The sequence below is a fragment of the Paraburkholderia sp. SIMBA_054 genome (genome assembly GCF_046534875.1).
Taxonomy (GTDB): domain Bacteria; phylum Pseudomonadota; class Gammaproteobacteria; order Burkholderiales; family Burkholderiaceae; genus Paraburkholderia; species Paraburkholderia hospita.
The window spans coordinates 40,107-55,894 of the sequence record NZ_JAWRXV010000008.1; the positions used below are offsets into that span (position 1 = coordinate 40,107).

Here is a 15,788-nt window from a genome sequence, read left to right on the forward strand (position 1 = left end):
ACGCAGGCGCGGCAGGCGCGGCGGGTAAAGCGCGTGAAGAACGCGCGTCACGCGTCCGTCTGCGCAGTATCGCGGCCGAGCTTCTCGGGCCGCGTGCTGAAGCGCGGCTCGTCGATCCATGCCGCGAGCCAGTCGTGAAACTGGCCCCAGTCGTCGGCCAGGTCGAGTTCGCGCGCGCCCGCGCCCGGCTGGTCGCGTCCGCCGTCGCCGATCCACGCGTAGACGGTCCGCGCGCCGCTCCACCACGCGATCATGCCGTCCGTCAGTTCGGCAATGGTCCCGTCGGGCAGCGCCCGTAGCAGCTGCGACAGGCGCGCGTCGAATTCGTCGAATCTCATGCCCAGCCCTCAATGCACGACGCCGAAGAACGCAATCGCGCCCTCGGCCGGTGTCAGTCCCGCCTTGAAATAACCTTCGAGCCGGTCGGCTGTCGATTCGTCGAGCGTAAAGGGCGGGTGAACGAGTCCCACCTTGAACGCATGGTCGTACCAGTCGCTGATCCACGCGCGCAAATCGATCACATACAGCGGCAGTGCGTTCGAAGCGTCGTCATACATGTGCGTCTCCCCCATGCCCGATGACCCAATGCTAGGGCTAACGCGATGCAGGACCAATCGGCAGCGGCGGATTGTGTATTCAGGAAATGCTGATTTGAAGCGTCAGGATTTCCCTGGGAAGTGCGACGCGAGCCGCTGACGTACAAGGGTTTTTACGTATCGGCACCGGCTTGCGGGCGCGCGCGGCGTTAAGGATTTCCTGACACGCGAATCAGGATGTCGCACGCGGGTTTTACAGCGCGTGCTGACTGTGACACAAATAGTGGTCGCGGATCATGAGCCATCGAAATGCAACATCGGGCCAACGCGTCATGATTGCCTATCTGTCCGAGCGTGAGAATGTCGTGGAGCAGGTCAACTCGCTCTGTCTGCAGCTATTCGACACATGGTGCGAATCGCGCAGCGTGACGGCGCTTGCGTATCTGATGCACTGCTGGCCCTTGATCGAAAGCACGCCCGCTGCGCTGAGACGCCTCGGCGAAACGATGTGCGATTTGCGACGCTATCACGCGGACCAGCTCGACGCAGACGGTTTTCAGGCGCTCTGCGAAATGGCCGATCTGATCGACGAACTCGTCGGGCGGCCGGTGCGCACGGTCAGACTGAAGGCGTTTGGCGAACTGCCGGAACCGGCGGGGTAGAAGGACCGACGTTTCAGGTGCCTGGCCGCTGGATCGGGCCGATGGACCGGGCTTTGGCATCGAGTGCAGAATAAGACAACCAGAACGGCAGCACTCGCGGGGGGATATGGCTCTCGACAGGTTCGACGCAGGGTGGAGCGGGCTCCGTTATGTGCGGCGCAGCGTAGTGCTGCGGCTGCTCGGGACGGTGCTCGCGTTCAGCTGCGCGATCACGCTGATCCTCACGGCCGTGCAGCTGTATCGCGATTATCAGCGCGGCGTCGAGCAGATCCAGAACCGCCTCGTCGATATCGACCGCAGCTATCGCGACAGTCTTGGCGAAGCGCTCTGGCGCCTTGACGAGCCGCAACTCCAGCTCGAACTCGAAGGCATGCTGCGGCTCGCCGATATCCGCGCGGCGGAAGTGCGCGAGCTGCCTTCCGTCAGCTCCGCGATGGTCGTGCGCGTGGGCCAGCGCATGTCCGGCATGACGGTCGCCCGCGAGTTCCCGATCATGTATCACGTGCAGGACAAGGTCGAACAAATTGGGACGCTGTATGTCGAGGCGACGCTCGCCAACCTCTATCACGACCTGACGCGCACGGCGCTCGTGATACTCGTGAGCCAGGGCGCGAATACGTTTCTCGTCGCGCTGTTCACGTTTTACATTCTGTGGCGGCTTCTCACGCGGCACCTCGCGGCGATTGCGCGCAGCGTCAGCGACTACGACTTTCACGAGCCGCAGCACCCGTTCGTTCTGCAACGCAAACCGCCGCGCGAGCCGGACGAACTCGACCGCGTGGTGTCGGCGTTCAACGCAATGGGGATGCGGCTGCATCGCGCGTATCTCGACGAACGCGAAGCGGCCGTCGAGCGCGAAGCGCGGCACATGGCGGAAGCGGCCAATCGCGCGAAAGGCGAGTTCCTCGCGAACCTGAGCCATGAATTGCGCACGCCGCTCAACGGCATTCTCGGCTATGCGCAGATTCTCCGGCGCGACAGTACGCTCAGCCTGCGTCAGCGCGACGGCGTCGCCGTGATCCAGCAGAGCGGCGAGCACCTGCTGTCGCTGATCGACGAAACGCTCGATTTCGCGAAGGTCGAAGCGGGCAAGCTGCGCATCGAGATTTGCGACGTGCCGCTGGCAGGCCTCGTCGATACGATTCGCGAGATCATCGGCGTGAAGGCTGAGCAGCGCAAGCTCGCGTTCGAATGCACGGTTGCCGACGATGCGCCGGGCGGCGTGCGAGCAGACGAACACCGCTTGCGCCAGGTGCTGCTCAATCTGTTGTCGAACGCGGTGAAGTTCACCGACGCGGGCAGCGTGCATCTGTTCATCGGGTGCGGCGAAAGCGACGCGGTCCGCTTCGAGGTGCACGACACGGGCATTGGCATTGCCGCCGAGTATCACGAGAAGATCTTCATGCCGTTCGAACAGGCAGGCGGCGCGGAACGCCGCGCGGGCGGCACGGGGCTTGGCCTTGCGATCAGCCGGCAATTCGTGCGCGCGATGGGCGGTGAAGTGAAGGTCGAAAGCGCACCTGATGGCGGCAGCGTCTTCTGGTTCGAGTTGCCGGCCGCGCTCATCGAGCCGGGCGCAGCGCGCGCCGGCGGTGTCATGGGTGCCGCCACGATCATCACGGGCTACGAAGGTCCGCGCCGCAAGGTGCTTGTGATCGACGACGTGCAGATCAACCGCGCGGTCATCGTCGAGCTGTTGACGCGGATCGGCTTCGACACCGTGGAGTCCGCCAGTGGCGCCGACGGCATCGCGCTCGCGCAAACGGAATATCCCGATCTGATACTCACGGACATCGTGATGCCCGGCATCGACGGTCTGACTGTGACGCGCCGCTTCCGCGCGATGCCCGCGTTTGCGCACACGCCGATCATCGCGATCTCGGCGTCGCCGTTCGGCGTGGACGGCGCGAGGAGCCTCGAAGCGGGCGCGAACGCGTTCGTCAACAAGCCGGTCGATTTCGATGCGCTGCTCGCGCGGATCGCGGCGCTGCTCGGCATCGACTGGATTCGCGAGGCGGTCCAGCAGCAAGCCGGACCGCCAATGCCGGCCACCCTTCCCGCCAACATTCCCGCCGAAGCGATGAGCGAGCTGCATCAGCTCGCGCGCGACGGCAACATGAGCGGCATCGTGCAATGGGCGGAGCGGATTGCGGCGAGCGATCCGTCGCACGCGGCGTTTGCCGCGCGGCTGCATCAACTGGCGCGCGCCTGGCAGTCGAAGGCGATCCTGCAACTGGTGGAGCGGTATCTCGAAGGGAACACGGCATCATGAGCCAGCTCGCTGCGTCCGCCGTGCCGTCGGGCACGATCCTGATCGTCGACGATACGCCCGCCAATGTCGGCGTGGTCGTCGACAGTCTCGAGGCGCGCGGCATCCGCGTGCTGGTTGCGCTCGACGGCATCGAGGCGCTCGAACGCGCGGCGTTCGCGCAGCCCGATCTGATTCTGCTCGACGTGAAGATGCCCGGCATCGACGGCTTTGAAACCTGTCGCCGGCTCAAGCGCGATGAACGCACGCGCGATATCGCTGTGATCTTCATGACCTCGCTGACGGGCAACGAAGATCGCGTGGAAGGGTTTTCTTCGGGCGGTGTCGATTATGTGACCAAGCCGCTGCGCGTCGACGAGATGCTCGCGCGCGTCGGCGTGCATCTCGAACTGCGCGCGATGCACAAGCAACTCGTCGCGCAGAACCGGCAACTGCTGGCCGAAGTCGCCGTGCGCAAGGAAACGAAAGCGGCGCTCGAGCAGGTACGCGACGATCTCGAACGGCGCGTCGCGTTGCGCACGGAAGAACTGGCGCGCGCGAATGCGAACCTGCAGGCGCAGATCGACGAACGCCGCCGCGCGGACGCGCGCTTGCAGGCGAGCGAGGCGCGCTTTCGCGCGATCGTCGAAACGAGCCCAGTGCCCTTGTGCATCACGTCGATGCCGGATGGACGCATCCTGTACACGAACGCGCCGCTGCGCGCGCTGTTCGGCATGGGCGAGAGCATGGCCCTGAACATCGCTAACATCGCGGACTTCTACGCGGACCCGGTCGAACGCGAGAGACTGATCGGCCATCTGCGAACGGAAGGGAGTCTGCGCGATACCGAGGTCCGGTTCCGCCGTCCGGACGGCACGCAGTTCTGGGCGATGGTGACCGCGCGCGTCGCCACCTACGACGACTCGCCCGCCATCTATGTTGGCCTGAACGACATTACCGGGCGCAAGCAGATGGAACAGGAACTGCTCGAGTCGCGCGAACAGCAACGCGAGCTTTCCGCCTACATGGAGGCGATCCGCGAAGAGGAGAGAAAGCGCATCGCGATGGAGATTCACGACGAACTCGGCCAGTTGTTGACCGCGCTGAAGATGGACGTCTCGCTGTTGAAGATGCGTCTCGCGCACGACCCGGAATCGCTGAAAAAGGCCGACGATATGCGCGAACTGGTCGAAGGCACGATCTGGATGGTGCGCAATGTTGCGAGCCACTTGCGGCCCGCCGCGCTCAACTTCGGGATCGTGTCGGCGCTCGAATGGCTCGTCGACGAATTCAACCGGCGCAACGCGATTCCCTGCGAACTGCGCATCGAAGGTGGTGAGCCCGCGCTGTCGGACGCACACGCAACGGCCGTGTTCCGCATCGTGCAGGCGTCGCTGACCAACGTGGCGCGTCATGCGAACGCGACGCGTGTCCACGTGTCGCTGATTTCGACCGCGGACAAACTCGAACTGCATGTGCGCGACAACGGCTGCGGCTTCGACCTGCAGGCGGCGCACCGCGACTATTCGTATGGCCTGCTCGGCATGAACGAGCGCGCGCGGCTGATCGGCGCAACGCTGTCGATCGACAGCGCGCAGGGCGCCGGCACGACGGTTTCGATTCACATTCCGCTCGATGGCGGGCCCAAACTATGATCAGGATACTCATTGCAGACGATCACGCGATCGTCCGCGGCGGACTCAGGCAGATCATCGCGACGACGAGCGACATGATCGTCGCGGCGGAAGCGGCGCACGGCGCCGAAGTCGTCGACAAACTGCGCAGTTGCGCGGTCGATCTGCTGTTGCTCGACATGACGATGCCGGGCATCAGCGGTGTCGATCTGATTCGCCGCGTGCGGGCCGAGCAGCCTGCGTTACCGGTGCTGGTGCTGAGCATCCACGACGAGGCGCAGGTCGCGTCGCGCGCCCTGCGCGCCGGCGCGACCGGTTATCTGACGAAAGACAGCGATCCCGATGTTCTGCTCGCAGCGATCCGCAAGCTCGCAGACGGCGGGCGCTTCATCGATCCGAAGCTCGTCGATGCGATGGTCTTCGAAACGCATCGCGGCGACATGCCGCCCCATGAAGTCCTGTCCGACCGCGAATTTCAGGTGCTGCAGATGCTGGCGGCGGGCAAGAGCATCAACGAAATCGCCGACACCTGCGCGCTCAGCGCAAAGACGATTAGTACACACAAGATGCGGCTGATGCAGAAACTGGGCCTCGCGAACAACGCCGAGGTGATCCGTTACGCGATCCGCCACGGACTGATCGTCGAATAGCCGCTAAAAAGCCGGTTTCGCATGTTCGGAGCGATTGAAGGCTTCGAGTAAGTATTGCGTTTGCAATATGTCAGCGGGTTTGTCCGAATGTCGATGCCGCTATGCTCCGTGACACGATCTGAGCAGGCTCGATATCGTGCGACCCGCACGTTCCCGTATCGGTCACTCGTACTTATGCATCGCAGGCGTTTCCTTTTCGCCGCGGCAAGTGCTGCGGGCGCCTCGCTCGCAGCACGGTCCGCACCGGGCGAGCACTTCGAAATCATCTATCCACAGATCCGGCCGGGCAGGGATGTGCATGCCGCGTTTGCGCTCGCGACGCTCGATCTCGCGATGAAAGCGGCCAATGCGTCCTATTCGGCGCGGCAGATCGAACTCGTGATGGAGCGCGGCCGTGCGCTCGCCGAACTCGCAAACGGCACGACCATCAATTTGCACTGGACCAGCATGGACGCGCAGGCCGAGCGCGGCCTGAACGTCGTACATATTCCGATTCATCGCGGGCTGATCGGGTATCGGGTGTTTCTGATCCGACAGGACAGGCAGCCCGATTTCGACCGGATCGAAACACTCGACGATCTGCGTTCGATGACGGGTGTTCAAGGGCTTGGCTGGATCGATACCGAGATCATGCGCAACGCGGGTCTCTCCGTGCAGACGACATCGAGTTACGAAACGATCTTCAAGATGGTCGAAGGCCGGCGCGTCGACTATTTTCCGCGCGGCGTGATCGAAGCGTACCCGGAGGTCGAGTCGCGCAAGGAGACCGAGCCGAGTCTCGCCGTCGAGAACCGTTTGCTGCTCGCGTATCGCTCGGATTTTCTGTTCTATGTGTCGCCGAATCAGGAGCGGCTCGCGGCGACGATCGCGCGAGGCTTCACGGCCGCCTGGCGTGATGGCTCGTATCTGAAGCTGTTTAACACGCATCCGTATATCCAGAACGCATTGAAACGCACGAATCTGGCGAGTCGGAAAATCATTCGTCTGGACAATCCGTTCCTGTCGGATGAAGACCGTGCGATTCCCGACATGTACTGGTTGCATCTTTAGCGCGCCGCTGAAACGTAATCAGCCATGATTTGTATCAACATTTGGGAAATTAACGTTAAAAACTAGGGTAACTACCTACTAAAGACCATTTAATGATTGTCAAATGATGTGTTTAGAATGACGCTTCAAATTGTGCTTCGCACAAACAAACGTTTATTGCGAACACACATGCTATTCGCATGAAACAGCGCGGCCCCGCTGTGCATGTGGCATGGATCTCATTAGTAAGACTAACGGAGTCGCGTCATGAACACACGGAATTCCGTAGGTGTCATTTCGGCGTGGGAGCCCGGCATGTCCGCTCTCCACGCTTGGGCCAATCCCTTCGTTCGCGAAGTGCAATCCATCGTCGCGCTGAATCTGCAGACGATTAGCCAGTTGAACGGCGAGGCGCTGAAAACCATGAGCATGGTCAGCAACGCTCGCACGCTGGACGCATGGACCGCAATCCAATGGAGTGCGGTCAGTAACGGCATGTCGCTATTCGCGGGCTACGGCCAGGAACTGGGCCGTATCGTTTCGCAGCTCAATGTAGCGCTTCAGGAAGTCGGACAAACACAAGCGAAAAAGAACGACATCCATCTGCGCTGCGCCGTCGATGCATTCCAGAGCCGCACGCAAGCGGCAGCGTCCGCCATGACGTCGGCTGTCGCGACGGCGCTTTCCACTGCGCCGACGCCCGAAGCGCTCGCGCAACAGCAAGCCGAAGAGGCGATCGCGCGCGCCGCGCGTACTGAGGCCGACACGCCTCCCCACAAAGCGGTTGTCGATTAATCACCTAAGTACAGGCATACGCCGAACCATCTACCGACACGCGACGTCGCAGTGACTCGCGAAACGCGCGCGCCGCAGTGAGCGGCGCCATAAAGGATCAGTCGGGGAGACCAGTCAACGGCTGTATCTGCGAACCAGCCGGTTGACGATCGGGAAGCTTCGCAATGAACGACTGACAGGTGTAAAGGATGACTAATCGAATTGCTGTGGTAACGGGCGGTATGGGTGGTCTGGGCGAGGCTATCAGTGTCCGTTTGCACGATGCCGGCTATCGCGTGGTCGTGACGTGCTCGCCCGGCAACACGTGCTCGGACGAATGGCTTGCCGCGATGGAAGCCTCAGGCCGCGTGTTCTACGCGTATTCCGTCGACGTCGCCGACTACGACTCGTGTTACGCAGGCGTGGCGAAGATCACGGCGGAGATCGGTCCCGTCGACATCCTCGTGAACAATGCGGGCATCACGCGCGACATGACGCTGCGCAAGCTCGACAAGGTGAACTGGGACGCCGTCATGCGCACGAATCTCGATTCCGTCTTCAACATGACGAAGCCGGTGTGCGAAATGATGATGGAGCGCGGTTGGGGACGGGTGATCAATATCTCGTCGGTGAATGGCTCGAAGGGATCGGTTGGGCAGACCAACTATGCGGCGGCGAAGGCGGGCATGCACGGTTTCACGAAGGCGCTCGCGCTCGAAGTGGCGCGCAAGGGCGTGACCGTCAACACGATTTCGCCTGGTTATCTCGCCACGAAGATGGTCACGGCGATCCCGCAGGAAATCCTCGATACGAAGATCCTGCCGCAGATTCCCGTCGGCCGCCTGGGCAAGCCCGAAGAAGTGGCCGCGCTGGTCGCGTTCCTTTGCTCGGACGATGCGGGTTTCATTACGGGCGCGAACCTGGCCGTGAACGGCGGCCAGCATATGAACTGATTCTGTATCGACAAAAACAGGGTCCACGCAGTCCAGAAAGCGGAAAGGGCCCGACAAGGAAGAAGTGGTGGAGACAAAACAACAGCTTTATCAATGCCGGTGCACGAACCAGATCGTCGTCGTGAACCGGACTTTTGGGCCGCGTACGCCTGCGGATCGCGATGCGGGTCGATACCGCGAACTGGTTTTCGAGCAGTGCATCAACGCAGGCAATTGTCCGAAGGCCGGACAATGCCCGCTCTGAAAACATGGTGCGACGCTGCAGGCGTAGTTGTCACAGGGGATGGCAATGAACGAAACATGGATTGTGACTGTTCTTGGAGGATCCGTGCTGTTGATTGCGTTGCTGTCGGTGGTGCAGCACTACCGTCGCGAGCGATCGCGCGCGGAATTGCTGAAGAATCTCGATCACCATAGCTGGTGCCGCTTCTCGCGCGCGAGACGCTGACTTCCAGCAACTGCCGCGCGGAGCATCGCGCGGCTTACGCTTCTGCCATGCTGATTGTGCGCGCGACGTCGACGACGGCAAGACGTATCGCGTCGATCAAGGCGCGCGCGGCCGGGGACGGTGTCCCCGCGCCGCGCATCGTGAGGCCGATATCGCGCCGTGTGTTGTGCAGCTTCACGTCGAGCACGACCAGTTCACCCGATTGACACTCGTAGTGCAATTGCTGCGCGGACAGTGCCGCGAGCATGTCCGTGCCGAGCAGCAGGCCGCGAATCACCGCGAGGTCCGCCGTTTCGACGGACGGCATTGGCGGCTTGAGTTTGATCCGCTTGAATTGCGCTTCGAACAGCCCGCGTGCGGGCGCGTGGCTGCGCGGCACGATCCATTGCACGTTCTGCAGGTCGGCGAGCGTCAGGCCGCGCGCGTTCGCTAGCGGATGCGCGCGACGCGCCAGCACGACCATTTCATCCGACATCAAACGCTCGTTCAACAGCCCGCTCGATGCATCGTTCTCGCGCAGCGCGCCGAGAATGAAATCGATGTCGCCCGCACGTAGTCCCGCGACCAGCGTTTCGTACGCGCTTTCGTCGGTGATGATGCGCACGCCGGGATGCTTCGCGCTCATGCTTGCGATCGCTTTCGGCAGGATCAGCGTGCGTCCGAGCGGCAGCGCGCCCACCGTCACCGCACCCTGAATGTAGCCGTGCAACGCGGCGATATCGTCGGGTACGTGGCGCAACTCGTTCAGCGCGCGGCGCACGTGCAGCAGGAACGTTTCGCCTTCATCGGTCAACAGGATACCGCGCGGATTGCGATGGAACAGTTGCAGTCCCGAGCCGCTTTCGAGCACGCGGATTGCGGTGCTCACGGCCGGCTGACTGATGCCGAACGCCTTTGCCGCGCTCGGCATATGCCGATGACGCGCGAGCGCAGCGAACAGTTGCAGCCGCCGCGTATTGAGCAGATAAGCGGGCAACGAACCTTCCGCAGCAGGACGGCGGCGCGCCTGACGCGCGGCGCACCATTGCGCGAGTTCTTCGAGTTCCGTGAAAAGCCGCTCACAGCGATGCAGCACGGCGCGGCCGACGGGTGTCGGCAGCATGCCCGAAGGCTTGCGGTCGAACAGCGGTTCGCCAAGCGCTGCTTCGAGTTCTTGCACCGAGCGCGTTACGGCCGATTGCGCGCGAAACAGCGCGGAAGCCGCGCGCGTTGCACTGCCCGTATCCGCGACGAGTTTGAAGGCGCGCAATTGCGCGATGTTGAGAAGATCGTTGCTGCTCACGGAATGGGCCACAAAAAAGTACTAAAAGCCGCAATCGCCATCATGCCGCGCCCGCGATCAGATGCAGCGTGGGCAACGACAGATTGAGGCTTTCCTTCGATATATGCGTGTGTTCCTTCATGAGCGCGTCGACGCGCGCGCCTTCGCCGTTGACGAGCGCATTGACGATCGCATGATGCTGCCGGTGCGCATACATGAGCATCGCGAACTGGCGGTCTCGCGCCGATTCGTCGAACGCAATGGTTGATGGCGCGACGAATGGAATCTTGTCGTTCAGGCTCAATGCGGCGCTGACTGCGGCGTTCTGCGCGGCGTCGACGATCAGCGCATGGAAGCGGCCGTTCATCGCTGCATAGCGCACGTCGTCGCCATGCTTCAACGCGCCTGCATTGAAAATCTCATCGCCTTCGCGCAGACAGGCATCCAGCGACGCGGCCAGCGCCGTCGATACGCCACTCTCCGCAAGCATCCGCGCAGCGAGACCTTCGAGCACGCCGCGCACGTCGATTGCATTCAGCACGTCGCGCACGCTGAAGCGCCGCACCACGAAACCACGTGCGCCCGAGCGTTCGAGCAGCGCTTCGCTTGCCAATACACTCAACGCATAGCGCAGCGGCGTGCGGGATACGCCGAGCCATTGCGCGAGTTGCGCCTCGACGAGACGCTGGCCGGGCGCCAGTTCGCCCGCGAGGATCTTTTCTCGCAGCGTTTGAACAATCGCTTGCTGGGTTGTCTCGTTCATGTGTTTCTACTCATCGGCTGGTCAGTATAACGGCGCTCATGATCGCGCAACAACGCCTTCACAACGCATTGCGACTTGATTCGCTTGCCATCTGTTCTGTTTATCGGCGTGTACGTCTGCCCGTAGCGAAGCGAACGGGGCCATTCACGATTCGGGATACCACAGAGCTTGATCTGTCGGGCAATCGAGCCGGGTTCGACTTGCTCGCACATCGCGTTCAGCCTTGTCTTACCGAATCTGACTGGCCTTTCATGTGGTTTACCCGCACTACCGGGAATGGATGCCGTTTCTATATCTTTGTATCCCAAGATAGCCGCAAGTCCAAGAAGTACGAAGACCGCGGTCCATCCGACTGGCGCGCGAGCGCTGCGCAGCGTGAAGTAACGGAAGACATCGAAATGGCAAGGATTATGGGTGGTATCGGAACGTCGAACGTGCCGACTGTGACGACACAAATCCCGGCATGTACCGGCATGCGAGGCGAAACACGCGAAGCATTCCTTATGACGCGCCGGGTACCTGAAGCGTTATAGCGAACGACACCTCTAGCTCTTCCGTAGTCGCTTTTCTCCTTCGATACAACAAGACCCCAGGTTCGACAGAAGCCCGGGGCGGGGAACCTTTTTTCGGAGACATTTATGAAACCAACAGAATCAGTCGACATCAAGGCGTTCATCGACGCACGCAAGATGTCCGCGTACCAGTGGCTCGTGCTTGTGCTGTGCTTCTGGATCGTCACGATGGACGGGCTCGATACGGCCGTGATGGGATTCGTTGCGCCCGTCATCATGCACGACTGGAGCGTGAGCCGCGCCGCCTTCGGACCCGTGATGAGCGCCGCGATGGTGGGCCTCGCGGTTGGCGCGCTGGTCGCCGGACCGATGGCGGATCGCATCGGACGAAAGAAAATACTGATTGGCTCCGTGTTCTGCTTCGGGTTTTTCAGCCTGCTTTGCGCTTTCGCGGAGACACCCACTGCGCTCGTTATCCTGCGCTTTCTGACGGGACTCGGTCTCGGCGCCGCGATGCCGAACTCGACGACGCTGCTGTCCGAATACGTGCCGTCGCGCAGCCGTTCGCTGCTGCTGACGATCATGTTCACCGGTTTCAACTTCGGCTCGGGCGCGGGCGGCTTCGTCGCCGCGTGGCTGATTCCGCATTTCGGCTGGCGCGCGGTGTTCATGTTCGGCGGCATTCTGCCCGTTGTGAGCCTGCCGTTGCTGCTATGGCTGCTTCCCGAGTCCGCGCGTCTGATGCTTGTGCGCAAGGCTGTCACGGAGCGCATTGCGCACACCTTGGGACGTGTATGCGGACACCGGTTTGCTGACGACGTTCGCTTTACCGCGCCGGAACCTGTCGTTGCAGAGAAAGCGCCCGTGCGCATGCTGTTCGCGGATGGCTACGCGATGAGCACGCTGATGCTGTGGGTCACGTACTTCATGGGCCTGCTGATCATCTATCTGCTGACGGGCTGGCTGCCGACGCTGATCAAGGACGCGGGCCTGCCTGTCGAACGCGCCGCAGCGATCACGGGCATGTTCCAGCTGGGCGGCACGATCGGCGCGGTGGCCGTCGGCTTTGCAATGGATCGGATGGACCGCAATGCCGTCATCGGTTTTTCGTATCTGCTGGGCGGCGTGTTCATCTTCGCGCTCGGTATGGGCACGCTCCAATCCGGCACCTTGCCCGCTCTCGTTGCGTGTGCCGGTTTCTTCATGAGCGGCGCGCAAACGGGCCTCAACGCGCTCGCGCCGAGCTGCTACCCGACACGTGCCCGTGCGACGGGCGTCAGCTGGATGCTGGGCTTTGGCCGGCTTGGCGGGATTCTGGGTTCGCTGGTGGGCGGTGCGTTGCTCTCGCTGGGCTTCAGCTTTGCGACCGTGTTCTCGGTGCTCGCCGTGCCCGCCGTGATCGCCGCCATTGCGATCGTGATGAACCGCGTTGCGTTGCGCTTCATCACGAGTCCGGTCGCCGATGTCTGAAGTCAATACGTGAAGTTCGCCGATGGCGATGCGCCGTCGGCTTTCGCAGCACCCGACGTTTAAACAGGGATGAGGAGACACGAGATGGCTGGCAACTTCAGCATTAGCGGAAAAGAGCTCGGCGGCAATGCAGCGCTGAATGCTTCGGGTTGGCCGAGCCTGGCCGCGATGATTCGCGCGGGACTTGCGGCCGGTTTGCTCGGCGCGGTGATCATCTGGATCTACGAGGCCGTGGTGTGGGTCGGCATCCAGCATCTGATGCCGCTCGCGGGCATTCCACGCAACGCGACGGGGCTGGTGTTTGGCAAGGTGGTGCAGGAATCGATCGGCGTGTGGGCGTATGTCGTCGGCACGGGCATTCACTTTGTCTTTGCGCTTGCGTGGGGCGTGCTGTTCGCACTGATCTGGCCGTACTTTCAACGCCGCGGATACGAAGCGACTTTTGTCGCGCTCTTTTACGCCGTGCTTGCGTGGATCGTGATGCACGTCGCGATCATTGTCGTCTCGGATAACCACCCCGATTACACGAATCCGAATGTCGTGATTGGCGGATTTATGTCTCACCTCTTCTTTACCGTGCCGCTGGCTTTGACGGTGAAGCGGAAATTGAGCCAATACAGAACATAACAGCGAAGCGGTTTAAAGAATTCAAACAGCAGCAAAAACCAGGAAGATGGAGGTCACAAGAATGAAGAGGAGTACCAGTAGCGTCAAGGCGGTTGTCATTGGGGCGGCAATCGTTGGCGGCGCGCCGGCTTTTGCGCAAAGCAGCGTGACACTGTACGGCATTGTCGATAACGGACTGGCTTATCAAAGCAGTTCGACATCGCTTGGGTCGACGAGCGGCGGGCACTCGGTCGTCAAGATGACGCCGGGCGTGTGGGCGGGCAGCCGCTTCGGATTGAAAGGCGGGGAAGATCTCGGCGGCGGTACTAAAGCGATCTTTCAACTGGAGTCGGGCTTTAATTCGGCAACGGGCGCGCAGCAGTACACGAATGCGATGTTCGGGCGTCTTGCGTATGTCGGCGTGACGAATCCGACCTACGGTACGTTCACGGCGGGCCGGCAGTACGCTTCGTATTACCAGTTGCTGTCGCCGTATAGCCCGACGACATGGATCACGGGCTTCTACGGCGCGCATCCTGGCGATATCGACGGGCTCGACACGATCTATCGTGCGAACAATACGCTCGAGTACACGTCGCCGAAGCTGTACGGCTTGACGGTGAGCGGCTCGTATTCGCTTGGCGGCGTGGCGGGCAGCGTGAATCAGGGCTCGACGTGGACGACCGCGATCCAGTACGCACTGGGCCCGATCGGTCTCGCGGTCGGCTTCTCGCGGATCAACAATTCGACCTCGGGTGGCGGTGCGTGGGGCGCGGATTCCACCACGACGAACGGCGGCTCGCAGATCGGCGTATCCGCGTTGACGAACGGCTACCAGACGGCGCGTGCGCAGCAGCGCTTTGCCGTCGGCGGCGGCTATACGTTCAACAGCGCGTGGGACGTGACGGCGACGTACTCGAACGTTCAGTACATTCCCGGCATCAATTCGAAGTTCACCGATACGGCGATCTTCAACACGGCGGGCGCTGTGCTGCATTGGAAACCGGCTGTGACGTGGGACTTTGCCGCGGGCTACAGCTATACGCGTGCGACTCGCGCGAATGGCATTACGGATAGCGCGTCGTATCAGCAGTTCAACCTGTCCCAATACTATTCGCTGTCCAAGCGTACGGGCCTTTATGCGCTCGAAGCGTATCAACGTGCGAACGGCAAGACGCTCGGCACGAACGGCGCGGGGCAGATCATCGACGCGACCGCGAGTATCGGCGATGGCTTCAATTCGACGCCTTCGTCGACGGCCAGTCAGTTTGCGTTTGGCCTTGGTGTGATTCATCGCTTCTGATGTGAAGCGAAAAGCCGAGCCGGTGCACCCGGTTCGGCTTGTGGTAGCGTAACGGCATCTGTCCGTTACCGGTATCTCACGTCATGTCTGCATCCTTCAGCAAGGTCCCCCGCGTTCTCCTCACCAACGACGACGGCATCGACGCCCCCGGCCTCGCCGTACTCGAAGCCGTAGCCAACGAGCTAGCCGACGAAGTATGGATCGTCGCGCCCGAGCATGATCAGAGCGGCACGTCGCACTCGATCAGCCTGCATTCGCCGCTGCGCGTGAGCCGCCAGGGCGAGCGCCGCTTCGGCGTGGTGGGCACGCCTGGCGATTGCGTTGTGATGGCCGTACGTCATCTGATGCGCGACACGCCGCCGACGCTCGTGCTGTCCGGCATCAATCGCGGCGGCAATCTCGGCGTCGAGACGATGTTCTCCGGCACCGTCGGCGCGGCGATGACGGGGCTGCTGCTCGGGCTGCCGTCGATTGCATTGAGCCAGACCTTCCGGGACCGTGAGAACGTGCGCTGGGATACGGCGCGTGCGCTCGCGCCGGGCGCGATCCGCCAGTTGCTGGCCATCGAGCACGACTCGCCCGTTTGCCTGAATGTCAATTTCCCTGATGTCGATGCGTCGGGGGCGGGTCCGTTGACGCCGACGAAGCAGGGCGTGGGTCTCGTGGAAGGTATCGACGTGCTGCCGCAGGTCGACCCGCGTGGCCTCGAGTATCACTGGCTGCGATTTCAGCGTGGCCCGCGGGAGAACTCGCCCGATAGCGAAACGGCTGTGGTCGCGTCGGGGCGCGTGTCGGTGACGCCGCTTTTCTTCGATCGTACGGACGAGAACACCTTCGCGAAGTTGTCGGCGTCGTTGAGGGTGTGAAGGCTGTGGCTGGCCGGGAGCGTTGCTCGGGTTTGGTTTGGCTTTGCGCTGGCATCCGCGTTTTGTTAGCGTG

18 protein-coding genes are annotated in these 15,788 nt (G+C 62.1%); 14 read left to right on the top strand and 4 right to left on the bottom strand.

The annotated features are described in order from the left end of the window. Positions 1–47: 47 nt before the first annotated feature. Together SB822_RS11725 and SB822_RS11730 are read right to left on the bottom strand one after the other, a co-directional pair. Positions 48–338: a hypothetical protein gene (locus tag SB822_RS11725; protein WP_410854725.1), complete on the bottom strand. Its 291-nt coding sequence runs from the start codon at positions 336–338 to the stop codon at positions 48–50. A 9-nt stretch (positions 339–347) separates the two neighbouring features. After that, positions 348–557: a hypothetical protein gene (locus SB822_RS11730; protein WP_007583220.1), complete on the bottom strand. Its 210-nt coding sequence runs from the start codon at positions 555–557 to the stop codon at positions 348–350. A 311-nt stretch (positions 558–868) separates the two neighbouring features. Here SB822_RS11730 and SB822_RS11735 point away from each other — a divergent pair, with 311 nt between their 5' ends. From SB822_RS11735 to SB822_RS11775, 9 genes are all read left to right on the top strand, one after another. Continuing rightward, positions 869–1,198: a hypothetical protein gene (locus SB822_RS11735; RefSeq protein ID WP_114223119.1), complete on the top strand. Its 330-nt coding sequence runs from the start codon at positions 869–871 to the stop codon at positions 1,196–1,198. Between the two features lie 106 nt (positions 1,199–1,304). Further along, positions 1,305–3,470 (top strand): ATP-binding protein, encoded by a 2,166-nt coding sequence (locus tag SB822_RS11740; protein ID WP_410854726.1) that lies wholly within the window; start codon positions 1,305–1,307, stop codon positions 3,468–3,470. After that, positions 3,467–5,101, top strand: a complete 1,635-nt coding sequence (locus SB822_RS11745) for a response regulator (protein WP_410854727.1) — start codon at positions 3,467–3,469, stop codon at positions 5,099–5,101. The genes SB822_RS11740 and SB822_RS11745 overlap by 4 nt, the downstream gene beginning before the upstream one ends. Further along, positions 5,098–5,730, top strand: a complete 633-nt coding sequence (locus tag SB822_RS11750) for a response regulator transcription factor (RefSeq protein WP_007583214.1) — start codon at positions 5,098–5,100, stop codon at positions 5,728–5,730. The genes SB822_RS11745 and SB822_RS11750 overlap by 4 nt, the downstream gene beginning before the upstream one ends. Before the next feature lie 174 nt (positions 5,731–5,904). Then, positions 5,905–6,780: a hypothetical protein gene (locus tag SB822_RS11755; protein ID WP_007583212.1), complete on the top strand. Its 876-nt coding sequence runs from the start codon at positions 5,905–5,907 to the stop codon at positions 6,778–6,780. Between the two features lie 246 nt (positions 6,781–7,026). After that, a complete protein-coding gene (locus tag SB822_RS11760) occupies positions 7,027–7,554 on the top strand; it encodes a phasin family protein (RefSeq protein WP_410854728.1) in 528 nt (175 codons plus the stop codon). 188 nt (positions 7,555–7,742) lie between these two features. Then, positions 7,743–8,486: an acetoacetyl-CoA reductase gene (gene phbB, locus SB822_RS11765; protein ID WP_007583208.1), complete on the top strand. Its 744-nt coding sequence runs from the start codon at positions 7,743–7,745 to the stop codon at positions 8,484–8,486. Positions 8,487–8,553: 67 nt separating this feature from the next. After that, positions 8,554–8,730: a hypothetical protein gene (locus SB822_RS11770; RefSeq protein WP_156132270.1), complete on the top strand. Its 177-nt coding sequence runs from the start codon at positions 8,554–8,556 to the stop codon at positions 8,728–8,730. A gap of 45 nt (positions 8,731–8,775) precedes the next feature. After that, positions 8,776–8,934, top strand: a complete 159-nt coding sequence (locus tag SB822_RS11775) for a hypothetical protein (RefSeq protein WP_007583207.1) — start codon at positions 8,776–8,778, stop codon at positions 8,932–8,934. Between the two features lie 34 nt (positions 8,935–8,968). Here the strand turns inward: SB822_RS11775 and SB822_RS11780 are convergent, their stop codons facing one another. Both SB822_RS11780 and SB822_RS11785 read right to left on the bottom strand, forming a co-directional pair. Then, positions 8,969–10,216 (bottom strand): LysR family transcriptional regulator, encoded by a 1,248-nt coding sequence (locus SB822_RS11780; RefSeq protein WP_007583205.1) that lies wholly within the window; start codon positions 10,214–10,216, stop codon positions 8,969–8,971. Positions 10,217–10,256: 40 nt separating this feature from the next. Further along, positions 10,257–10,958 (bottom strand): GntR family transcriptional regulator, encoded by a 702-nt coding sequence (locus SB822_RS11785; protein WP_410854729.1) that lies wholly within the window; start codon positions 10,956–10,958, stop codon positions 10,257–10,259. Between the two features lie 38 nt (positions 10,959–10,996). On the opposite strand from SB822_RS11785, the gene SB822_RS11790 reads away from it, so the two are divergent. The 5 genes from SB822_RS11790 to surE all read left to right on the top strand — a co-directional run bounded on the left by SB822_RS11790 (position 10,997) and on the right by surE (position 15,715). Continuing rightward, positions 10,997–11,491, top strand: coding sequence for a hypothetical protein (locus tag SB822_RS11790; protein WP_410854730.1), 495 nt, complete (start codon positions 10,997–10,999; stop codon positions 11,489–11,491). Between the two features lie 105 nt (positions 11,492–11,596). After that, the gene (locus SB822_RS11795; RefSeq protein ID WP_007745501.1) at positions 11,597–12,940 is read left to right on the top strand and encodes an MFS transporter; all 1,344 of its coding nucleotides are present in this window, start codon (positions 11,597–11,599) and stop codon (positions 12,938–12,940) included. A gap of 84 nt (positions 12,941–13,024) precedes the next feature. Continuing rightward, positions 13,025–13,567, top strand: coding sequence for a hypothetical protein (locus SB822_RS11800; protein WP_007745503.1), 543 nt, complete (start codon positions 13,025–13,027; stop codon positions 13,565–13,567). A 61-nt stretch (positions 13,568–13,628) separates the two neighbouring features. Next, positions 13,629–14,849, top strand: a complete 1,221-nt coding sequence (locus SB822_RS11805; RefSeq protein ID WP_007583198.1) for a porin — start codon at positions 13,629–13,631, stop codon at positions 14,847–14,849. Between the two features lie 83 nt (positions 14,850–14,932). Then, positions 14,933–15,715 (top strand): 5'/3'-nucleotidase SurE, encoded by a 783-nt coding sequence (gene surE, locus SB822_RS11810; protein ID WP_410854731.1) that lies wholly within the window; start codon positions 14,933–14,935, stop codon positions 15,713–15,715. The last annotated feature ends 73 nt before the right edge of the window (positions 15,716–15,788 follow it).